The following is an 18888-nucleotide window of genomic DNA, read 5'->3' as shown; positions in this document are numbered from 1 at the left end:
AAACCTTCCCGCGCAAGCGCTTACGCTGCCTTAGTCCAGTAAAACAGCACGCACGAATAATCCAGACGCTTGCTGAACCGTCACTTGCGGCTAAACCGCTGGCGATGCGCATCGCCGCACTGATCATGCTCGCCGCGATTGCCGTCGCGCCCGCTGCGTGCCGCAAGCAACCCGAAGGCACGATCAAGGTGCTGGTGATCGGAAACGAGCCGAAGCTCCGCGACCCGGCGCTGGGACCCCTAACCGCGCCCGACAAACTGCTCCTCGCCACCACCGCGCAGGGCCTTGTTCGCTTCGATGCTGCGGGGAACATTGTGGCCGGCCTTGCCGAGCGCTGGACGGTCAGTCCCGATGGGCTCAGCTACATCTTTCGACTGCAGCCGGCGACCTGGCCCGACGGGCGGAAGATCACTGCCGAGCAGGTGGTCCGGATCCTCAAGCGCCAAATCGCGGCGCGCAGCAAGAACGACCTGAAAGACCGGTTCGGGTCGGTTGAAGACATCGTCGCGATGACCGACCGCGTGATCGAAATCAGTCTGATCTCGCCCCGAACCGACCTGCTGGCGCTGCTCGCTCAACCGGAAATGGGGATCCTGCGCGACGGCAAGGGCACAGGGCCGTTTACCGCCGAACGAAGCAACGGAGCCTTCAAGCTCACGCGTGAGATCGTCACCGTGGACGATGAGCAGACCACGAAAGAGCAGCTCGTCCTCGACGCCGCCGACGCCGAGGACGCGGTCCGCAGCTTCGCGGCAGGCAAGGCGGACCTGGTGCTCGGCGGGACGTTCGTGGACCTGCCCTGGGCACGGGGCACGAAGCTCGACCGCAACGCTCTTCGCTTCGATCCTGCTTCGGGGCTGTTCGGGCTCGTGCCGCTTGCCAAGGACGGGCCCTTGGCAAATTCAGAGCTCCGGGATGTGCTGAACCGCGCGATCGACCGCGACGCCTTTGTCACCGCGCTCAGCGTCCCCGGCCTCACCCCGCGCGCCACGCTGCTCGAGCCTGGCCTGGACGGCGTTCCGGCGCCTGCTGCCCCGCCTTGGACTGCAACGCCGCTCGCCGAGCGCTTGCCCGCGCTGCAGGCGGAGGCCGCTCGGCTGAGCGGCACCGGGCCGAAGCGGCCGATCCGGCTAGCCTTGCCCGACGGGCCGGGCGCCGACATGCTGCTTGGTGTGATTCAGCACAGCTGGGGCGCGCTCGGCTTTACCGTCGAGCGGGCAGCCAGCCGCGGAAACGCAGACTTCGCCCTGATCGACGAGGTCGCACCCTCGGCATCCCCCGCCTGGTTCGTGCGCTATTTCCGCTGCGCCGCGGCGCGCGTCTGCAACTCGGAGATCGACGCGATGATGGAGGCGGCGCGTCAGTCTGCGACCCCGGCAGAGCGCTACGCGCTGCTCGCGCAGGCGGCCGGGCGCATCGACGACGCGCAGCTGTTCATGCCGATTGCGGCGCCGGTCCGCTGGTCACTCGTGTCGCGGCGCATCCAGACCTTCGCCGGGAACCGTTACGCCCGTCACACGCTCACCGACCTCGAAGGAAAGCCCGCAGGAGACTGACGTGACGGATCGCAGAAGCTCCTTTCCGCCCGTCGGCACCGATCCGCAGGCTGTCCGGCAGCGGGTCGAAGCGATGGAGAAGATCCTCGAGCGGATCGTCGTCATTCCGGGGATCAACCGCCCGGTAGGCCTCGACGTCCTGCTCGACTTCATCCCGGGTGTCGGGCCGACGGCAGCAGCCGCGCTCGGCGCCTATCTCGCCTGGGAAGCGCGCAACCTCGGCATGTCGAAATGGCATATCAGCCGAATGGCCGGCAATGTCGGCGTCGACTGGCTCTTGGGCCTCATCCCGTTCGTCGGCGCAGTGCCCGACTTCTTCTTTCGGTCGAACACCCGCAACCTGCGGATGATCAAGCGCCACCTCGACAAGCACCACCCGGGCACCCGCACCATCGAGGCGGAGGCTCGCCGGGCGCCATAGCTAGCCGCGCTCGGCGCGGCCCGGGCCGACCCACTTCCCGTCGATATTGCCCTTCGGCGAATAGTGGCAGACGAGATATTCCGTGCGCGCGTTTGCGGCGACCGCGCAGCCGACGCGCTGCACACTCGGCCAGATCATCTGCGTATAATGGCCGACGTCGATCCAATTGCCGGTCGTGCTGTTGTTCGGGAAGATGCCGGGGACGAAGTAGCGCCGCTCCGACGCCCAGCCGCCAACCATCGTTTCGAGCGAATAGGCGCCGCGCGTGCCCATCCACAAATTCTCGCCGACGCCCGGCCGCGATTTGCGGTCCGAGTGCTGGAAGACGTTGGTGAGGGCCAGCCGCTGCGCATAAGCGGCGGCACTGTTGCCGAGCGCATTGTCCCACGCCAGCGGCGGCACGCCGACTGAAGCGCGCACCGCATTGTGCGAGGCGAGGATACGCGCCGGAAACTGGCTGGCGATCAGCGGCTGCGCCGCACTTGCAGGAGCGGCGGAGTTCGCGGCAAGCGCCGCAATGCCGCACCCGATGAGCAGTCTGGACATCGTGAATTCCCCCCGGAAAACGTGCCCCTATATGCCACGCGCAAGCCTAATGCGCGCTGAACATTTTTTGCCGCTCAGTCGCCGCTGATATGCTTGTTGTCGATGTCTTCCGGCGGCACGCCGCCGTCGGCCTCCTCATGGATCACCGGCGCGCCGACGTCCCCCTGGCCGACCGTGCGCCCAGCCATCTCCAGCATCCGCTCCAGCGGCACCTTCGCGCGCTCCAGGACCTCGGGCGAAAGCTCGATCCTCGGCTCCAGGTCGCGAAGCGCAACGTACAGCTTCTCGAGCGTGTTCAGCGCCATGTAAGGGCACATGTTGCAGTTGCAGTTCCCGTCCCCGCCGGGCACGCCGATGAACGTCTTGTGCGGGGCCGCTTTCTCCATCTGGTGGATGATGTGCGGCTCGGTCGCGACAAGGATCGTCTCCGCCGGTGAAGTCAGCGCGAAATCGAGGATCGCCTTGGTCGAGCCCACAAGGTCGGCGTGGTCGACGATGTGCGGCGGGCATTCGGGGTGCGCCGCGACCGGCGCGTCCGGATGCTCGGCTTTCAGCTTCAGGAGCTCGGTTTCGCTGAAGGCCTGGTGGACGATGCAGATGCCCGGCCACAGCAGCATCTCACGCCCCATCTTGCGCGCGAGATAGCCGCCGAGGTGGCGGTCGGGGCCGAAGATGATCTTCTGGTCCTTGGGGATCTGGTCGAGGATCGTCTGCGCGCTCGACGACGTGACGATGATGTCGCTGAGCGCTTTCACCGCCGCCGAGCAGTTGATGTAGGTGAGCGCGATATGGTCCGGATGAGCCGCGCGGAACGCAGCGAACTGGTCCGGCGGGCAGCTGTCCTCGAGGCTGCAGCCGGCGTCCATGTCGGGCAGGATCACCGTCTTTTCGGGGCTGAGGATCTTCGCGGTCTCGGCCATGAACCGGACGCCACAGAATGCGATCACGTCGGCGTCCGTCTCGGCCGCCTTGCGCGACAAATCGAGGCTGTCGCCGACGAAATCCGCCAGGTCCTGGATCTCCGGCTTCTGGTAATAATGGGCGAGGATTACGGCGTTGCGCTCGCGCTTCAGCCGCTCGATCTCGCTCAGGAGGTCGAGCCCCCGCAACGTTTCGGTCTGGATGGTCACTTCTGCCCCTCGGCGGCGCGGAGCCGTTCCGCTTGTTTGATCGCCTCCTCATATGGGGTCGACAGGTTGATATATGAAGGCTCGTCATTGCCGTCCGTGGGGAAGCGGACCTGCACCTTGACGTCCTCGAACCCGGCGGCGCGCAGCGGCATTGCGAAGCTGCGCTCCACCGCCGCCCGCGCCGATTGCCGGGCCAGCTGCATGGGCACGGCGCCCGTCGCTTGCTTGCGCAGGTCCGCCACGGCCCGGGCGCGATTGTTCTGGTCAAGCTGGGTCTCGGCGTCGGTCAGGGCGGAGAGCACCCCGCCGCCGCCATATTCGCGCACCGCGTTGATATCGACATCCGGACCGGCGATCTCGACCGCAGGCAGCTGCACTTTCAGAGTCTTCGCGGCTTCGTCCCAGGTCACGTCCTTCGCCTGCAGCTTCGACAGGTCGACCTCGTAGCGGACATCGCCCGGCAGGATCAGCGTCCGCTGCGCACTAACCAGCCCGCCGAAGCGGTCCTGGCGGCTCGTCACGACCGAGACGTAGCGGGCAGCAAATACCGTCAGCCGGTTCTGCGCGCGCATCGACTCCAGGCTCGCCGTTGCGATCGTCGTCGGCTTGGGCCCTCCGAACACACGATCGGCAACGCCCGTCGCAATCCCGATCAGCACGCCCAGGATCAGCGCAATGGCTGCGGCGACAATCCAGGCGTAGCGTTTCAGGCGGCTGTCCATTCGTCTCCTGAATGGTGAACGAGCCCGCGCCGCTCAAGGTCCACCAGGTGGGCGAGCACCGAACCGCCCGCCGCGGCCGTCAGGCGCGGGTCGAGGCCTGGATAAGCGTTCGCGACGATGTCCGGGATAGGCCGCGGCTGCTCGCCGACCAGGCGCAGGATCTGCTTCTCGCGCTGCATCCGGTGCCCCATCAGGTGCCGGACATATTGCTGCGGGTTCGTCACCGCCGGCCCGTGCGCCGGATAATAGACGCGGTCCGCGCGCTGCCGCAGCTTGTCGAGGCTCGCCATATAATCCGCCATTTCCCCGTCCGGCGGCACCACCACCGTCGTCGACCAGCCCATCACATGATCGCCGGTCATCAACGCGTCGCCGTACGCGAAGCAGAGGTGGTTGGAGGTGTGCCCGGGAGTGGCGACGGCAATGACCGGCACGCCGTCGACGATGATTGAGTCCCCGTCGCCCAGCACCCGGTCGGGCCGATAGTGGCCGTCGAACGCCGCGTCTGCACGCGGACCGACGCTTTCCAGCGCCAGCGGCGCGCAGCCGATGACCGGGGCGCCTGTGCGCTCGGCCAAGGGCCGCGCCGCCGGACTATGGTCGCGATGGGTGTGGGTGCACATGACCGCAACGATCGGACGCCCGCCGATCGCTTCCACGAGCGCATCGATATGCTCCGGCGCGTCCGGGCCCGGATCGATAACCGCGACCTCTCGCTCCCCGAGCAAATAGGTCTGGGTTCCGGTGTAAGTGAAAGCGGACGGATTATGGGCGAGCACCCGGGCAATCCCCGGTTCGACCTGCTCCAACCTGGCATAAGGCGCATCCACGGGCCGCCTCTGCCATGGGCCTCTCCGCGAACCAAGCAAAAGAGCCCCGGACCGCCTGCGCGACCCGGGGCCCGAACGCGCGGGAAGCGCCCTTACCTCACTTTCCCGCGCGCAGTTCCGCAATTTGGGCGCGCAGCTTGGCGATGATCTCGGCCTTGGCCGCGGCCGGCAAATCGGAGTCCGCCTCGAGCTTCCGCACCGCGTCGTCGAGCCGGCTGGCGGCGTCGGCGCCGCTGCCTTTCGCGCAAAGGACGATGCGGGTGTGCTGCTTCTTGCCGCCCACGTCGCCTTTCACCTCGGCTTCGATCGGCTTGCTTTCGCACTTGTCGACCAGTTCCCGCAGATTGGTGGTGGGGCGCACATGATCGCCACCGATTGTCCGGACGATCCGCTTGTCGACGATCTCGGTCTTGCCATTCGCCTCTTGGTTCGCAGCGGCAGGGTTGGCGACCGTCAGGCCGGCAACAGTCAGCCCGGCGGCAATCAGGGTCCCGCAAGCGCGCTGCGCAGCGGAAAAATTGCGCTTCATCATTTCCAATCGTCCTTTCAGTTCTTGCGTGTCGGTAAGGGCGCAAACGGGTTGAGGGGTGGCGCGCGCGGCGCAGCGAAGGATGGTTCGGCCATAAAGCTCGCGCTCCTGCGGCTCCGCGGTTGCGAGAAGCTGGGCGTCGCAGGCCGCTTCAAGGTCGCGGCGGAAGGCGCGATGCGCGGCATAAGCAAGCGGGTTGAACCAGTGGAGGGCGAGGACCAGCAGCGCGGCGGTGCTTGCCCACAGGTCGCCCCTGCGGTGGTGGAGCGCCTCGTGCAGGACCGCGAGCCGCTGCGCGTCGACCGGGTAGTTTTCGGCAAAGCCGCTCGGCACGAAGATGCGCTTGGTCAGCAAACCGCTGGCAGCCGGACCGCCAACCGCAGGCGTTTCGATCACTGCCGCGTCGTGCACTCCCGGGGCGACAACCGGCCGGCCCTCGGCAACGGCTTGCTGGACGAAGCGCCGATAGCTCAGCAGGTGATAGACAAGGAACAGCAGTGCTCCGCCGGCCCACAAGCCCAGAAGCAGCGATCCGAGTGGGAAGACCGCCTGGACAGGAGCGACGGCAGCGGCCGCCGAAGCTTGGGTCTCGACGAATATCTCTGCTGCAGGCGCCTCGACGCGGAGCGGCGGCAACAGCAGCCGGGCGAGCGGCGCAAGCCACAGGGCGAAGGCAGCCCGTGGCCCGAACGTGCGCGCCACGGGGCCGCGGATCAGCAGGATCAGCGCCATCAACAGCGATGACGCAATCAGTGCCTCGGTCAGCCACGCGGTCACGGCCGCAGGCTCCGCACCAAGGCCTCGAGTTCGTCGAGGTCCTCGCTCGAAAGCTGCCCCTCTTCGGCGAGCTGCGCCACCAGCGGCGAGACGCGGCCGCCGAACAACCGGTCGATCAGCCCGCCGGCCTGACGCGCCGCGACGGTCTCGCGAGCGATCGCGGGACGGTAGAGATGGCGTCGTCCTTCAGCCTCGGCCTCCACCGCGCCCTTGATGACCATCCGCGCGAGCAGGGTCTTGACCGTGGTCAGGCTCCACGACCGCTCCTTGGGCACACGCTTGGCAATGTCGGCTGCGCCGAGCGGCGACTCATCCCACAGGAGTTGCAGCAACTGCAGCTCGGCTTCGCTGATTCGAACATCGTCCTGAGCCATTCGACTACATTTGTAGTCGCGAGCTGAACGGCAAATGAACTCAGCTGCCGGCGTGGGCCGCCCGCGGCTGCGCCGCAATCTTCGCTGTTGCCTCCGTCGCAAGCGCCGCACGGCGCGCGAAAGCGGCTGGGTAGAGCCGTTCGAACAGCGCTTCCATGCTATGGTCCCAGCTGAACCGAAGCGCTTCGGCGCGCGCCTTCTCGCCCATCGCGCGGCGGTCGCCGTTCCACACCTGAAGAATGTTATCCGCCATCGCGTCGGCATCGCCGACAGCACCGAGCCGCCCGACCTGATCGGTGACCCGGTCGATCATCGCTCCGGCGGCGACGCCGACCACCGGCAACCCCGATGCCTGCGCTTCGACCACGGAAATGCCGAACGTCTCGTCCGCCATCGCCGAAACGTAGATGTCCCCGCTTGCCAGCCAGCGCGCGAGTTCGCCGCGGTTCTTCATATAGCCCGGCATCAGGATCCTTCTGTCGCCGAGCTCCTCGATCTCGGCGCGAAGCGGTCCCTCCCCGATCAGCACCAGCTTCGCGCCCAGCGATTGCGGCAGCTTGCGGAATGCCTCGACGACGACGTCGGGCTTCTTCTCGCCATCCAGGCGTCCGACATAGATCAGCAGCGGCTGGTCGGGCGCGACGCCAAGCTGCCGGCGCAGGCCGTCGTCCCGCCGCGACATGGCGAATTCGCCGAGCTCGACCCCGAGCGGCACGACATCGACGCGCTCGACCCCGAGCAGCCGAAGCTTGGAGGCGCCGCCATTCTCGCTCAGCGCGAATACGGCATCGAAGTGGCTGTAGAGCCGCCCGCAGTAGCGGTAGCAGGTCCGCCCAAGCACACCGGCCAACCAGGGCGTGATGAACTTCGACAGCGGCCGTTCGACATAGACGGTCGGGAAGTCGGTCATGTAGGCCGCAACCAGCGCCGTCGCGGGATTCCGCTTGCGATGCGCGATCGCTGCCCACGGAAGATTATACGCGTCCTGGCACTCGATCAGGTCGGGCCGATAACAGTCGAGGGCATCTTTAACCGCACCGTTCCGAAGCATCAGCCGGTAATGGGGACTGCCGGGCACCCGCGGCGACCGGATGGTCACCGTCGTCGCCCGCTCTTCCTCGATCACTTCATCGCGGGGCCCGGGCACGATCAGTAGATGCCGATGCGGCGTCGTCTCCAGAATGTGCCGGCGCTTGTGCAGCAAATAGGTGCCGACGCCGCCGCCGACGTCGGACCAGCTCTGCGTCAGGTCGCAGAACAGCTTCGACGTTGCGGAGGGAGGGTCGCTGCGGTTCACCGCGGCTCAACCCCGCCCGGAGCCGAAAGTGCCAAGGGCTGCTTCTACTCTCCTGTGTCGGAAAACTTTACGCAAAGCGATGAAGACCCTTCAGCAGGAGAGAAGAAAATCGCGGTATTCCGCCACTAATTCAAATTGGCACGCCGATTGCTACTAGTATCGGGTCCACTTGGTTCCACACCACGAAGGGGCGGTGCAGCGGTTCTCTGGTCCCCTGCTCCGCCCCTTCTTCTTTGTCAGGCCTTTAGGCCGCCTGGCCGAGCAGTTCCTGGAGCTCGCCGCTCTCGTACATCTCCATCATGATGTCCGACCCGCCGACGAACTCGCCCTTCACATAGAGCTGCGGGATCGTCGGCCATTCGGAAAATTCCTTGATGCCCTGGCGGATCTCCTGGTCCTGCAGCACGTCGACGGTTTCGTAATTCGCGCCGAGGCGATCGAGGATCGCGATCGCCCGGCTTGAGAAGCCGCACTGCGGGAACAGCGCCGTGCCTTTCATGAAGAGCACGACGTCGTTGCCGTTCACGATTTCGGCAATCCGGCTATTTGCATCACTCACTTTTCATCTCCGCTGGCACTGCCGTTTCGAGCTGCAGTGCATGAAGCTCTCCCCCGACCCGTCCCCCGAGCGCGGCGTAGACGGCCTGGTGCTGCTTGATCCGGCTCATGCCGGCAAAGCTGCCGCTGACCACCCGTGCCGCATAATGGTCGCCGTCGCCGGCAAGGTCGCGAATGCTGACCTCGGCATCCGGAATGGACGCCTTGATCAACCGCTCGATCTCGCTCGCCGGCATCGGCATTAGATGTTCGTCGCTTCGATAATCTGGCGCCGCGCTTCGACTTCCTTGTGGCGGATTGCTTCGCGCACGGCCTCGTCGCTGGTCTCGACGCCCGCCGCGGTCAGGTCGCCCAAGACCTTGCGGATCACGTCCTCGTCGCCGGCTTCCTCGAAGTCCGACCGGACCACGTCCTTCGCGTAGGATTCGGTTTCCACGTCGGACAGGCCCATCTGCCGCGCCGCCCATTCGCCGAGCAGCCGGTTGCGCCGCGCGGTGATGCGGAACTTCATTTCCTCGTCGTGCGCGAACTTGGTTTCGAACGCGCGTTCACGATCTTCGAACTGGCCCATGCGATCCTCTTCTTGTTCGTCGTGGCAAATAGGCGCGCGGCCGGGCCGGCGCAACGCGCTAGCGCCGGCGCCTCCGCCACAGCGCGATCCCGATCAGCACGGCGGCGCAGGCAAGAGTGTCGGCAGCCCAGTCCACCCAATCGCTGTCGCGGTTGAGCGCCGGGATCGCCTGGACGATTTCAATGCCAAGGCCGAAGATCGACAGGGCAGCGGCCAGCCGGATCGCCGGCAAGCGCGGGTAAGCGGCAGCGCCGAGGCCGGCGAGGGCCGCAAAGGCCATGACGTGCTGGACCTTGTCCGACGGGTTTCCCGGCAGCGCCGGCGGATGCGGCAGCACCGCCATCACCAGCGCAATCAGCGCCGCGCCCCAGAACAGAAGCCGGATAAATGCCGCGCGGCGCGCGCCGGCCCGCTCCGTCACTCGGTGTAGTTCGCCGTCGTCTTCTCGCGCACCTCGTCGGCAGTGACGCCGGGCGCCAGCTCCATCAGCTTGAACGGACTGTCATGGTCCTGGCGCTGGAACACGGCGAGGTCGGTGATGATCATGTCGACGACATTCTTGCCGGTCAGCGGCAGCGTGCATTCCGGGATGAACTTGGCGTCGCTGTTCTTGGACACATGCTCCATGACGACGATGATCTTCTTGACCCCGGCGACGAGGTCCATCGCGCCGCCCATGCCCTTGATCATCTTGCCCGGCACCATCCAGTTAGCGAGGTCGCCCTCTTCGCTGACTTCCATTCCGCCGAGCACCGCAAGGTCGATATGGCCACCGCGGATCATCGCGAAGCTGGTGGCGCTGTCGAAATAGCTCGACTGCGCAAGCTCGCTGATCGTCTGCTTGCCCGCGTTGATGAGGTCGGGGTCTTCCTCACCTGAATAAGGAAAGGGCCCGATGCCGAGCATGCCGTTCTCGCTCTGCAGAGTCACCGTCATGCCCTGCGGCACATGGTTGGCCACGAGAGTCGGGATACCGATGCCTAGGTTCACATAAAAACCGTCGCGCAGCTCCTTCGCGGCGCGCGCGGCCATCTGGTCGCGTGACCAACCCTTCGCTTCAACTGCTGTCGCCATGGTCGACCTTTAGCCCCGCTCGCTCTTGCTGGTGGCGAGATACTTCGCCGGGATCGGATTGTCGGGCGTTTCCTGCTGCCACATGATCGACACCACCCACCAGCGGCCGCCGTGGCGCACCAGCTGAAAGCTGTTGATGCCGCGCATGATCACAGGGCCGCTGAGTGCGTTGCGCGCTTCGTACGTCGAGAAGACGTGCGCGATGTCGCCATATTGCTCGACGCGGCGCGCCAGTTCGATCTCGTGAAAGCCTTTCTCTTCCAAGAACGGCCCGCTCGTCTTGATATAATCCTCGACGCCGCCGCTCCTCAGCCCCGCCTTGCCGAGCGGCATCATCCGCGCGTTTAACGTGAACAGTGAGCGCATGCGGTTCCAGTCGCGCTTCTGCCCGGCCGGGCCGGAAATCACGTCATAGACCGCCTTCATGATCGCATCGATGCTCGCGACGTCCGCGGAGTTCGCGGCGACGGGTCCCTGCGTCACGACCACGAACGGGCTCGGCTGCGGTGCCGGAGCAGGTGCCTGGGCCGGCGCTTGGCCGCTGGTCGCCGCTGCCGCCGCTAGTGCGAGTGCGAAGTTGATCATGCTGCCTCCCTCTCCCGAACAGTCCGGAACTCGATTTTCTTGTCGTAGGGCGCGCCGAGGATCAGCCGTTTGACGAAGATCGACGGCAGGTGGATGCAGTCCGGATCGAGCGACCCGACGGGCACGATCTCCTCGACCTCGGCAACGCAGATCTTGCCGCACGTGGCGGCAGGCTGGTTGAAGTTGCGCGCCGTCTTGCGGAACATCAAATTCCCGCTCTCGTCCGCCTTCCAGCCCTTGATGATGCTGAGGTCGGCGCGGATGCCGCGCTCGAGGATATATTCCTCCCCGTCGAACTCCTTGACCTCTTTGCCCTCGGCGACCTGCGTTCCGTAGCCCGTCTTGGTGTAGAAGCCCGGGATCCCGGCGCCGCCGGCCCGCATCCGCTCGGCAAGCGTGCCCTGCGGACAGAATTCCACCTCAAGCTCGCCGGCGAGGAATTGCCGCTCGAACTCCTTGTTCTCGCCGACGTAGGACGAGATCATCTTCTTCACCTGGCGGGTGCGCAGCAGCTTGCCGAGGCCTTCATTGTCGATGCCGGCATTATTGGATGCGATCGTCAGGTCCTTGACGCCGCTGGCGACGATGGCGTCGATCAGCCGCTCCGGAATCCCGCAGAGGCCGAAGCCGCCGGCGGCGATGGTCATGCCATCGTGAAGCAGTCCCTCAAGCGCACTTTCCGCATTGTCGTAGATCTTCTGCATGGCTCGCCCATGGGAAAAGCGCGGTCGCCGGTCAAGCGAGCCTCGACGGAGTGGCCTGTTCATTCACTTTCCGAAACAAGCTAGGCTGCTGTCGACGGGGGGCATTGAGATGGAAAAGCGTATCGTTCTGGGGCTGTTGCTGACCGCCATTTCAGCTTCGACCAGTGCAGGTGCCGCGCCCGGCACGACCGAAAAGCTGGGGCCGACCTTGGCCCAGGTCCGCACCTTCTCGGCCGACGAAGGCGAGCGCGTCTGGCCCGGTTACGGCAAGGCCCCGTTCGGCTTCCTCCTGATCGACGGAAAGCAGGAGGTGCTGCTGTGCCGGGACCAGGTTCCTAATGGTTTCACCGCGGCGGGGATCGACAGTGCGACCGGGTGCAAAAGCTACGCGCGGCCGCGCTCCGGCATGCCCGACAAGCTGCTCGCGGCGATGCCGCTGTTCGGGCCGCCATCGGTCATCGTGATGGGAACACCGCAATCGACAGGAAGGGCGGAGCCAAGCTGGATTCGCACCATCCTCCACGAACATTTTCACCAGTGGCAATATGCGCTGCCTGATTACTTCGCGCGCACCCATGCCCTCGACCTTCACGGCGGCGACACGACCGGCATGTGGGTGCTCAACTATGCCTTTCCCTACGACCGCCCCGAAGTGATTGCCGCGTTCAACGCTGCGTCCCTGAAACTTTCCGCCGCAGTCGCCGCTCGGGGGACGCCGCAATTCGGGCGTGCATTCGCCGATTACATGCACGCCCGCGCTCAGCTCGCCGCGGCCGCAGGCGAAAAGAACTGGCGCTATTTCGAATTCCAGCTCTGGCAGGAGGGCGTCGCTCGCTGGACCGAGATCCGGCTCGGCAAATGGTACCCGCGCGCCGACGTTCGAGAAACTGCGGCGCGGCTGGAACAGGCGACGCTACAGGAACTCGCCAACCCGGTCATGGCCGACAAAAAACGCGAGGTCGTCTACGCCTACGGCACCGGCGAAGCGATGCTCATCCAGGCGTGCTGGCCGCAGTGGCGGGAAGAATATCCCAAAGCGCTCGCGCTGGGGCCCCTGCTCGACACCGCGCGCACCCGGTGCGTGGGCGGAACGGCCGGCGAGCGCGGCTAGCCCTTCAGCTTCGCCAGCACACCCTGCAGCTGCATGGCGTTGGTCATGTCGCCTTCGACCTTCAGCTTGCCCATCATGAACGCGGTCATGCCGTCGAGCTGACCCGACGCCATCTGCTGCCAATCGTCCCAGCCGACCTTGATCGTCGTGTCGGCGGATCCGTCTTCTTCGCTGACCTGACTGGCCGCGCCGTCGAGCATGACCACGCCCTGCTCGCCGCCGAAGTCGATCTTCACGCGCTTGCCGGGAACGAACGCATTGTTCTCCTGCATCTTGGCCACGAGCTCTTGCTTGGTCATCGCTACTTTCTCCTTTGTCAGTAGCGGTAGCGAGCCGTTGCGGCTGCATCAAGCCGCGCCTATCTGCCCGCCCATGGGATATGAAACCGACCTCAAGCTCTTCATCGACGGCGCCTGGAAAGCGGGCGAGGACCGCGACCATTTCACCGTCGTCAACCCGGCCGACGCGCAGCCGATCGCCGAGCTTCCGCTCGCCACGGAAGCCGACCTCGACGAGGCGCTTGCTGCCGCCGAGCGTAGCTATCCCATATGGCGTGCGACCGACGTCGAAAAGCGCGGCGCGATCCTGCACAAGGCGGCCAAGCTGCTGCGTGAGCGCGCCGACGAAATCGGCCGCTTGCTGACCCAGGAGCAAGGCAAGATCTTCCCCGAAGCGAAGGCGGAAGTGCTCGGGTCGGCCCAGCTGTTCGATTGGTATGCCGAGGAAGCGAAGCGCGATTATGGCCGCGTGCTCGTCCGCCCCGCGGGCCAGCTCAGCCGTGTGATGCACGAGCCGGTCGGTCCGGTCGCCACCTTCACGCCGTGGAACTTCCCGATCTACCTGCTCGCCAAGAAAGTCGCGGCGGCGCTTGCGGCCGGCTGCTCGGTGATCTCCAAGCCGCCCGAAGAAACCCCCGGCTGCACCCAGGCGCTGGCCAAGGCACTCGACGATGCCGGCCTGCCCAAGGGCGTGTTCCAGATCGTCTTCGGCGTCCCCGACAAGGTCAGCTCGCACCTCATCGCCAGCCGCGTCATCCGCAAGGTCAGCTTCACCGGATCAACCAATGTCGGCAAGCATCTGATGCGCCTGTGCGCCGACAGCATGACTCGCGTGACGATGGAGCTGGGCGGCCACGCGCCGGTGCTCATTTTTGACGATTGCGATCTCGAAAAGACGCTCGACATGGTCGTGCCCCAGAAATTCCGGAACGCCGGCCAGGTCTGCGTGTCGCCGACCCGCTTCTACGTCCAGGAAGGCATTTACGACGCCTTCATCAAGGGCTTCGCCGAGCGCACCGCAAAGGTGAAGGTCGGCAGCGGCCTCGATGAGGGCAGCAAGATGGGCCCGCTTGCCAACCAGCGTCGTCCCGAAGCGATCGACAAGCTGGTCGAGGACGCGCGCGCAAAGGGCGCGAAGGTCCTTGCAGGCGGGCACCGCGGCAACTCCGGCTTCTTCTTCGAGCCGACGCTTCTCGCCGACGTTCCGCTCGAGGCCGACATCATGAACACCGAGCCGTTCGGCCCGGTCGCGGTCTCGCGCCCGTTCAAGGACTTCGACGAAGCCATCGAGCAGGCCAATCGCCTGCCCTACGGCCTCGCCGCCTTTGCCTTCACGGAGAACGGACGTCGCGCCAACCTGCTCGGCGACGCCATCGAGGCGGGCATGGTCGGCATCAACAGCTTCGCGATCTCGGTCGCCGACGCGCCGTTCGGCGGGGTCAAGGACTCCGGCTTCGGCAGCGAAGGCGGCAAGGAAGGCCTCGAGAGCTACCAGGTGGTGAAGGCGATTCATCAGGCTTGAGCGCCCGAGCACAAGTGAGCGATTGCGCAGCAATCGGCGCTTGTGTCGAAGAATGCGCGAAAGCCGGCCAGCGGGTCAGCGCAGCTGAGCCCGTCTGACGTCACGGGATTCATTCCCGTGACCGCCACCGCTGCCGCTCCTTACGACCCAGTCCAAACACGGGCGCCCTTGACGCCGCGCATGTTCGCCCCAAGATAGAGCGCGCGGACCGGGCCCCTCTGGCGAAGCCCCGCCCTACAGCAGGGCCTCGTGATGTCGGACCGCATCGGATGGATCCGGTGCGTCGACGGGGCTCTCTTCCCTCTCCCCCAAGAAGCATCGGATCCTCCGATCGAACTTTGTTTCGATACGAGGAGAATGACCGATGAACCCGAGGCTTTACCGCCTGCTCGAAGTCCACCAGCGGCTCGACGAACAACTGATCAGCGAAGAACGCCGGCGCCTGCCCAACTGGCGCAAGGTCATGCAGCTCAAGCGTTTGAAGCTGCGCGCCAAGGACCTGATCCACCGCCTCACCCTCCGCCCCGAAAGGATCTGACGGCCATGCTCTGCCCAACCTGCAAGACCCCGCTCACCATGTCGGAGCGCCAGGGGATCGAGATCGATTATTGCCCCTCGTGTCGCGGCGTATGGCTCGACCGCGGAGAGCTCGACAAGATCATCGAGCGATCGGCGGTCCAGCAGCCTCCCGTGCAGCAGGCGCCCCAGCCGCATCCCCACCCCGGCTACGCGCCGCAGCCGCACGGCTACGGCCATCACAAGCACAAGCGCCGCAAGTCCTTCCTCGAAGAGCTCTTCGACTAACCCTCGCGGACAGGGGCGTGGATCATGGACCTGCTATTCGCTGACTGGTTGGGAACGCCGGCCTGGTTCTGGCTGGCGTTCCTGGCCATCGTCGTCGCGCTCACCGCCTTCGACCTCGGCGTCCTCCACAAGGAGGACAAGGAGATGGGCATCGGCGAGAGCCTGAAGCTCTCCGCCTTTTACATCGGCATAGCCTTGCTGTTCGGCGGCTGGGTGTGGATGGCCAAGGGCGCCGAGCCCGGAATGCAATATTTCACCGGCTTCTTCATCGAGAAGGCGCTGTCGATCGACAACGTCTTCGTGATCAGCCTGATCTTCACTTATTTCGCGATTCCGGCGAAGTACCAATATCGCGCGCTCCTGTGGGGCATCGTCGCCGTCATTGTCCTTCGCGGGCTGATGATCGCCGGCGGCGCGGCGCTCGTGGCCGAAGCCTATTGGGTGCTCTACATCTTCGCCGCCTTCCTGATCGCGACCGGGATCAAGATGTTCTTCGCCGGCGACAAGCCGATGGACGTTGCCGGCAATCCGGTCGTCAAGTTCATCTCCAGGCACATGCGGGTAACGAAGGAACTGCACGCGCAGCATTTCTTCGTGCGCGTGGCCGACGAGAAGACCGGCAAGCTGGTGACCGCCGCAACGCCATTGTTCCTGCCGCTCGTGGTCATCAACCTCGCCGACCTGGTGTTCGCAGTCGACAGCGTGCCGGCAATCTTTGCGATCACCACCGACACCTTCATCGTCTACACGTCGAACATCATGGCCATCCTGGGGTTGCGCGCGCTCTATTTCGCGCTGGCGGCCATGGTGCACCGCTTCCACTATCTGAAGTACGCGCTCGCCGCCGTGCTGGTCTTCATCGGCACGAAGATCTTCGTGTCGGATTTCCTCCTGGACGGCGGCAAATTCCCGCCGGTGCTCAGCCTTGGCGTCACCGCCGCGCTGATCGCCGCCGGCATCGGCTATTCGCTGTGGAAGACGCGCGGCGCGCAAGAGGACGACCGGCCGGCGCACCAGCCGCATTAGTCCAAAAGCGGCGCGCAGCGTTCATCCACCGGCAAGCTGCGCGCCGCCAACGCGTTCCGCACGCGAAACAAAGATCAAGAGGTACGAATGCGTAAATTGACGTTGGCCGCTCTGCTTGCGGCGGCGGCGCTCTCCGCCTGCACGGAAGCCCGCATCGCCGTTCCGTCGGATGTCGCGGCTGGCACCCAGCAGCTGGCGCTGACCGGGATCGGCGGCTGGCAGGACGGCAGCTTCCGTCTCGGCGCTTCCGAAGGCCGCTTCAGCCGCAGGGCCGAACAGGCGCGCATCTTCGACATCTTCGTGCGCAACCGCGGCATGGCGACATTCGAGGCTTCGGGCCCGGAATTGAACGGTCGTGCCGGGGCCACTTGCGGGTTCCGCGAAGGCGAGTTCGATGCCGGGCTTGCGGTCCTCCCCGCCGGTCGTCTCACCTACAATTGCCGGTTCGACGGCGGCGGCGAGCTGTTCCTGGCTGAAGTGCCCTACGGCACGGGCTTGCTTGCAGGCCGCTCGCGGGCAGGCGAAATCCGCATAGGCAGTGAGCGGGTCGCAATCGAGGCGATCCACAATGCCGCAGGCGGGTCGCTGCCGGCAGGCACGCCGCTCGGCTACAGCTTCAGCGTCGGTGGCCGCCAGATCGGCGCGGTCAATCTCAATGGCGCCAAGACGGTCTACGCGCCGGCAACGCCCGGTGCCGAGCGCGACGCCGTACTGCTCGGCAGCCTTGCACTCGCCTTGTTCTGGGACCCGGGCGCCTAGTGGAAAGATTGGGCGGCTGCGGCTAACGCGCCGCCCATGACTACACGCACCGGCGCCAGAACCGGCGGACGCATCCTCGTCGACCAGCTCCGCATCCAGGGCTGCGACCGCATTTTCACCGTACCGGGCGAAAGCTTCCTCGCCGTTCTCGACGCGCTCCACGATACGCCGGAGATCGACACGATCGTTTGCCGGCAGGAGGGCGGCGTCGCCTACATGGCCGATGCCGACGGCAAGATGACCGGACGTCCGGGCATCGCTTTCGTGACCCGCGGGCCCGGCGCCACCAACGCCAGCGCCGGCGTCCATGTCGCGTTCCAGGACTCGACGCCGATGATCCTCTTCATCGGCGATGTCGCGCGCGGCGACCGCGACCGCGAGGGCTTCCAGGAAATCGACTTCCCCGCCTTTTTCTCGCCCATCGCCAAATGGGCGGCGCGAATCGAGGACGCCCGCAGAATCCCCGAATATGTCGCCCGCGCCTGGCGTGTCGCGACGGCCGGGCGCCCCGGCCCCGTCGTGCTCGCGCTGCCGGAAGACATGCTCCGCGACGAAGTCGAGGCGGCCGACCGCCCTGCCGTCCCGCCGCTCGCCGAAGCGCCGGATCCCGGCGCGGTACAGGCGCTGTTCGAGCTTCTGAAGGGCGCCGCGGCGCCAATCGCGATCGTCGGCGGTGCCGACTGGAGCCCGCGCGCCGCGCACCACTTCGCCAATTTCGCGTTCCGCTACGGCATTCCCGTGGCCGCCGCCTTCCGCCGCCAGGACGCGATCTGCAACACGTGCGGCGTCTATGCCGGCAATCTCGGCTACGGCCCGAACCCGAAGCTGCAGCAGCGCATTCGCGAAGCTGACCTGATCATCGCTGCGGGCGCGCGCCTCGGCGAGTCGACGACCGACGGTTACACACTGATCACGCCCGACCACCCTGAACAGACGTTGGTCCACGTCCATCCGGATCCGAACGAACTCGGCCGCGTCTACAACGCCGACTTGCCGATCTGCTCCGACATGGGCGAGTTTGCGGAAATGATCGACGGCTGGGTCGATCCCGACCTGGTCCGCTTTTCGTGCGGCGAGCAGGCGCACGCCGAATGGCTCGAATGGTCGGAGCCCAAGGCACGCGACGGCGTGACGCTAGATCTCGGGCCGTGCGTCGCGGCCATGCGCGACAGGCTTCCGGACAATAGCATCATCTGCAACGGCGCCGGCAATTTCTCCGGCTGGTGGCACCGTTACTGGCGCTACGGCTCGATGCCGACGCAGCTTGCGCCGACCTCAGGAACGATGGGTTATGGCCTGCCCGCAGCCGTCGCCGCCGCGCTCCGCTTCAAGGATCGCCCGGTCGTCTGCGTCGCCGGCGACGGCGACTTCCTGATGAACGGGCAGGAGCTTGCGACCGCGCAGCAATATGGCGCCGACCTGCTCGTCATTCTGGTCGACAACAGCGCCTACGGCACCATCCGCATGCACCAGGAGCGCGAATATCCCGAACGGATCAGCGCCACCGAGCTGCGCAATCCCGACTTCGCCGCACTCGCCCGCGCCTTCGGCGGCTGGGCCGAAACCGTCGAGCGCACGGAGGATTTCGCTCCCGCGCTCGACCGGGCGATGGAGCAGAAGGGCATCCGCCTCCTCCACTGCAAGACCGATGTCGAAGCGATCAGCAACGCTACGACCATCGCGGCATTGCGGGAGAAGTCGCGGACCTGACCGG

At 65.9% G+C, this 18888-nt stretch carries 24 protein-coding genes; 9 read left to right on the top strand and 15 right to left on the bottom strand.

Features of this window, described 5'->3' with window-relative positions:
* The first annotated feature begins 104 nt into the window (after window positions 1–104).
* Both VIL42_08810 and VIL42_08805 read left to right on the top strand, forming a co-directional pair.
* A complete protein-coding gene (locus VIL42_08810) occupies window positions 105–1556 on the top strand; it encodes an ABC transporter substrate-binding protein (protein ID HEY8592947.1) in 1452 nt (483 codons plus the stop codon).
* Between the two features lies 1 nt (window position 1557).
* Window positions 1558–1977: a DUF4112 domain-containing protein gene (locus tag VIL42_08805; GenBank protein ID HEY8592946.1), complete on the top strand. Its 420-nt coding sequence runs from the start codon at window positions 1558–1560 to the stop codon at window positions 1975–1977.
* Here VIL42_08805 and VIL42_08800 read toward each other — a convergent pair whose 3' ends face one another.
* The 14 genes from VIL42_08800 to VIL42_08735 form a co-directional block, all read right to left on the bottom strand.
* Window positions 1978–2523, bottom strand: coding sequence for a CAP domain-containing protein (locus tag VIL42_08800; protein ID HEY8592945.1), 546 nt, complete (start codon window positions 2521–2523; stop codon window positions 1978–1980).
* A gap of 74 nt (window positions 2524–2597) precedes the next feature.
* A complete protein-coding gene (gene nadA / locus VIL42_08795) occupies window positions 2598–3653 on the bottom strand; it encodes a quinolinate synthase NadA (GenBank protein HEY8592944.1) in 1056 nt (351 codons plus the stop codon).
* The gene (locus VIL42_08790; protein ID HEY8592943.1) at window positions 3650–4375 is read right to left on the bottom strand and encodes a DUF4230 domain-containing protein; all 726 of its coding nucleotides are present in this window, start codon (window positions 4373–4375) and stop codon (window positions 3650–3652) included. Before VIL42_08790 ends, nadA begins: the two co-directional genes overlap by 4 nt.
* Window positions 4360–5205, bottom strand: coding sequence for an MBL fold metallo-hydrolase (locus VIL42_08785; protein ID HEY8592942.1), 846 nt, complete (start codon window positions 5203–5205; stop codon window positions 4360–4362). The genes VIL42_08790 and VIL42_08785 overlap by 16 nt, the downstream gene beginning before the upstream one ends.
* Before the next feature lie 97 nt (window positions 5206–5302).
* A complete protein-coding gene (locus VIL42_08780) occupies window positions 5303–6511 on the bottom strand; it encodes a M56 family metallopeptidase (protein HEY8592941.1) in 1209 nt (402 codons plus the stop codon).
* Window positions 6508–6885 carry a BlaI/MecI/CopY family transcriptional regulator gene (locus VIL42_08775; protein ID HEY8592940.1) on the bottom strand — a complete coding sequence of 126 codons (378 nt, stop codon included), beginning with the start codon at window positions 6883–6885 and terminating at the stop codon, window positions 6508–6510. Before VIL42_08775 ends, VIL42_08780 begins: the two co-directional genes overlap by 4 nt.
* Before the next feature lie 40 nt (window positions 6886–6925).
* Window positions 6926–8182, bottom strand: a complete 1257-nt coding sequence (locus VIL42_08770; protein ID HEY8592939.1) for a glycosyltransferase — start codon at window positions 8180–8182, stop codon at window positions 6926–6928.
* Window positions 8183–8426: 244 nt separating this feature from the next.
* Complete coding sequence (grxD, locus tag VIL42_08765; GenBank protein HEY8592938.1) at window positions 8427–8741, bottom strand: Grx4 family monothiol glutaredoxin; 315 nt, start codon at window positions 8739–8741, stop codon at window positions 8427–8429.
* Window positions 8734–8982 carry a BolA family transcriptional regulator gene (locus VIL42_08760; protein HEY8592937.1) on the bottom strand — a complete coding sequence of 83 codons (249 nt, stop codon included), beginning with the start codon at window positions 8980–8982 and terminating at the stop codon, window positions 8734–8736. The genes grxD and VIL42_08760 overlap by 8 nt, the downstream gene beginning before the upstream one ends.
* A complete protein-coding gene (locus VIL42_08755) occupies window positions 8982–9311 on the bottom strand; it encodes a DUF1476 domain-containing protein (GenBank protein HEY8592936.1) in 330 nt (109 codons plus the stop codon). Before VIL42_08755 ends, VIL42_08760 begins: the two co-directional genes overlap by 1 nt.
* A gap of 58 nt (window positions 9312–9369) precedes the next feature.
* Window positions 9370–9732, bottom strand: coding sequence for a hypothetical protein (locus VIL42_08750; protein ID HEY8592935.1), 363 nt, complete (start codon window positions 9730–9732; stop codon window positions 9370–9372).
* Complete coding sequence (locus tag VIL42_08745; GenBank protein ID HEY8592934.1) at window positions 9729–10385, bottom strand: CoA transferase subunit B; 657 nt, start codon at window positions 10383–10385, stop codon at window positions 9729–9731. Before VIL42_08745 ends, VIL42_08750 begins: the two co-directional genes overlap by 4 nt.
* A gap of 9 nt (window positions 10386–10394) precedes the next feature.
* Window positions 10395–10970 carry a hypothetical protein gene (locus tag VIL42_08740; protein ID HEY8592933.1) on the bottom strand — a complete coding sequence of 192 codons (576 nt, stop codon included), beginning with the start codon at window positions 10968–10970 and terminating at the stop codon, window positions 10395–10397.
* Entirely contained in the window at window positions 10967–11674 is a 708-nt protein-coding gene (locus VIL42_08735; GenBank protein ID HEY8592932.1) for a CoA transferase subunit A, read from the bottom strand. The genes VIL42_08740 and VIL42_08735 overlap by 4 nt, the downstream gene beginning before the upstream one ends.
* A gap of 109 nt (window positions 11675–11783) precedes the next feature.
* Between VIL42_08735 and VIL42_08730 the strand changes: the two genes are divergently transcribed.
* Complete coding sequence (locus VIL42_08730) at window positions 11784–12785, top strand: hypothetical protein (protein ID HEY8592931.1); 1002 nt, start codon at window positions 11784–11786, stop codon at window positions 12783–12785.
* Here the strand turns inward: VIL42_08730 and VIL42_08725 are convergent.
* Window positions 12782–13084 (bottom strand): SCP2 sterol-binding domain-containing protein, encoded by a 303-nt coding sequence (locus VIL42_08725; protein HEY8592930.1) that lies wholly within the window; start codon window positions 13082–13084, stop codon window positions 12782–12784. The two genes, VIL42_08730 and VIL42_08725, sit on opposite strands and share 4 nt — an antisense overlap.
* Before the next feature lie 73 nt (window positions 13085–13157).
* On the opposite strand from VIL42_08725, the gene VIL42_08720 reads away from it, so the two are divergent.
* The 6 genes from VIL42_08720 to VIL42_08695 all read left to right on the top strand — a co-directional run bounded on the left by VIL42_08720 (window position 13158) and on the right by VIL42_08695 (window position 18884).
* Window positions 13158–14585 (top strand): NAD-dependent succinate-semialdehyde dehydrogenase, encoded by a 1428-nt coding sequence (locus tag VIL42_08720; protein ID HEY8592929.1) that lies wholly within the window; start codon window positions 13158–13160, stop codon window positions 14583–14585.
* A gap of 364 nt (window positions 14586–14949) precedes the next feature.
* Window positions 14950–15123, top strand: coding sequence for a DUF465 domain-containing protein (locus VIL42_08715; protein HEY8592928.1), 174 nt, complete (start codon window positions 14950–14952; stop codon window positions 15121–15123).
* Window positions 15124–15128: 5 nt separating this feature from the next.
* Window positions 15129–15389, top strand: coding sequence for a zf-TFIIB domain-containing protein (locus tag VIL42_08710; GenBank protein ID HEY8592927.1), 261 nt, complete (start codon window positions 15129–15131; stop codon window positions 15387–15389).
* A 24-nt stretch (window positions 15390–15413) separates the two neighbouring features.
* Window positions 15414–16415: a TerC family protein gene (locus VIL42_08705; GenBank protein ID HEY8592926.1), complete on the top strand. Its 1002-nt coding sequence runs from the start codon at window positions 15414–15416 to the stop codon at window positions 16413–16415.
* Window positions 16416–16502: 87 nt separating this feature from the next.
* The gene (locus tag VIL42_08700) at window positions 16503–17174 is read left to right on the top strand and encodes a hypothetical protein (protein ID HEY8592925.1); all 672 of its coding nucleotides are present in this window, start codon (window positions 16503–16505) and stop codon (window positions 17172–17174) included.
* 36 nt (window positions 17175–17210) lie between these two features.
* Window positions 17211–18884, top strand: coding sequence for a thiamine pyrophosphate-binding protein (locus VIL42_08695; GenBank protein HEY8592924.1), 1674 nt, complete (start codon window positions 17211–17213; stop codon window positions 18882–18884).
* Window positions 18885–18888 lie beyond the last annotated feature (4 nt).

It is taken from the genome of Sphingomicrobium sp. (assembly GCA_036563485.1).
Lineage (GTDB): Bacteria > Pseudomonadota > Alphaproteobacteria > Sphingomonadales > Sphingomonadaceae > Sphingomicrobium.
The sequence above is the reverse complement of the archived record's forward strand: the minus strand, read 5'-3'. Positions and strand labels throughout refer to the sequence as shown.

Coding starts and splice junctions, on each gene's coding strand:
- VIL42_08720 (HEY8592929.1), top strand. CDS start 13,158: ATGGGATATGAAACCGACCTCAAGCTCTTCATCGACGGCGCCTGGAAA.
- VIL42_08730 (HEY8592931.1), top strand. CDS start 11,784: ATGGAAAAGCGTATCGTTCTGGGGCTGTTGCTGACCGCCATTTCAGCT.
- VIL42_08760 (HEY8592937.1), bottom strand. CDS start 8,982: ATGCCGATGCCGGCGAGCGAGATCGAGCGGTTGATCAAGGCGTCCATT.
- VIL42_08725 (HEY8592930.1), bottom strand. CDS start 13,084: ATGACCAAGCAAGAGCTCGTGGCCAAGATGCAGGAGAACAATGCGTTC.
- VIL42_08790 (HEY8592943.1), bottom strand. CDS start 4,375: ATGGACAGCCGCCTGAAACGCTACGCCTGGATTGTCGCCGCAGCCATT.
- VIL42_08800 (HEY8592945.1), bottom strand. CDS start 2,523: ATGTCCAGACTGCTCATCGGGTGCGGCATTGCGGCGCTTGCCGCGAAC.
- VIL42_08745 (HEY8592934.1), bottom strand. CDS start 10,385: ATGGCGACAGCAGTTGAAGCGAAGGGTTGGTCACGCGACCAGATGGCC.
- VIL42_08700 (HEY8592925.1), top strand. CDS start 16,503: ATGCGTAAATTGACGTTGGCCGCTCTGCTTGCGGCGGCGGCGCTCTCC.
- VIL42_08710 (HEY8592927.1), top strand. CDS start 15,129: ATGCTCTGCCCAACCTGCAAGACCCCGCTCACCATGTCGGAGCGCCAG.
- VIL42_08740 (HEY8592933.1), bottom strand. CDS start 10,970: ATGATCAACTTCGCACTCGCACTAGCGGCGGCAGCGGCGACCAGCGGC.
- VIL42_08810 (HEY8592947.1), top strand. CDS start 105: ATGCGCATCGCCGCACTGATCATGCTCGCCGCGATTGCCGTCGCGCCC.
- VIL42_08755 (HEY8592936.1), bottom strand. CDS start 9,311: ATGGGCCAGTTCGAAGATCGTGAACGCGCGTTCGAAACCAAGTTCGCG.
- VIL42_08695 (HEY8592924.1), top strand. CDS start 17,211: ATGACTACACGCACCGGCGCCAGAACCGGCGGACGCATCCTCGTCGAC.
- VIL42_08705 (HEY8592926.1), top strand. CDS start 15,414: ATGGACCTGCTATTCGCTGACTGGTTGGGAACGCCGGCCTGGTTCTGG.
- VIL42_08775 (HEY8592940.1), bottom strand. CDS start 6,885: ATGGCTCAGGACGATGTTCGAATCAGCGAAGCCGAGCTGCAGTTGCTG.
- VIL42_08735 (HEY8592932.1), bottom strand. CDS start 11,674: ATGCAGAAGATCTACGACAATGCGGAAAGTGCGCTTGAGGGACTGCTT.
- VIL42_08715 (HEY8592928.1), top strand. CDS start 14,950: ATGAACCCGAGGCTTTACCGCCTGCTCGAAGTCCACCAGCGGCTCGAC.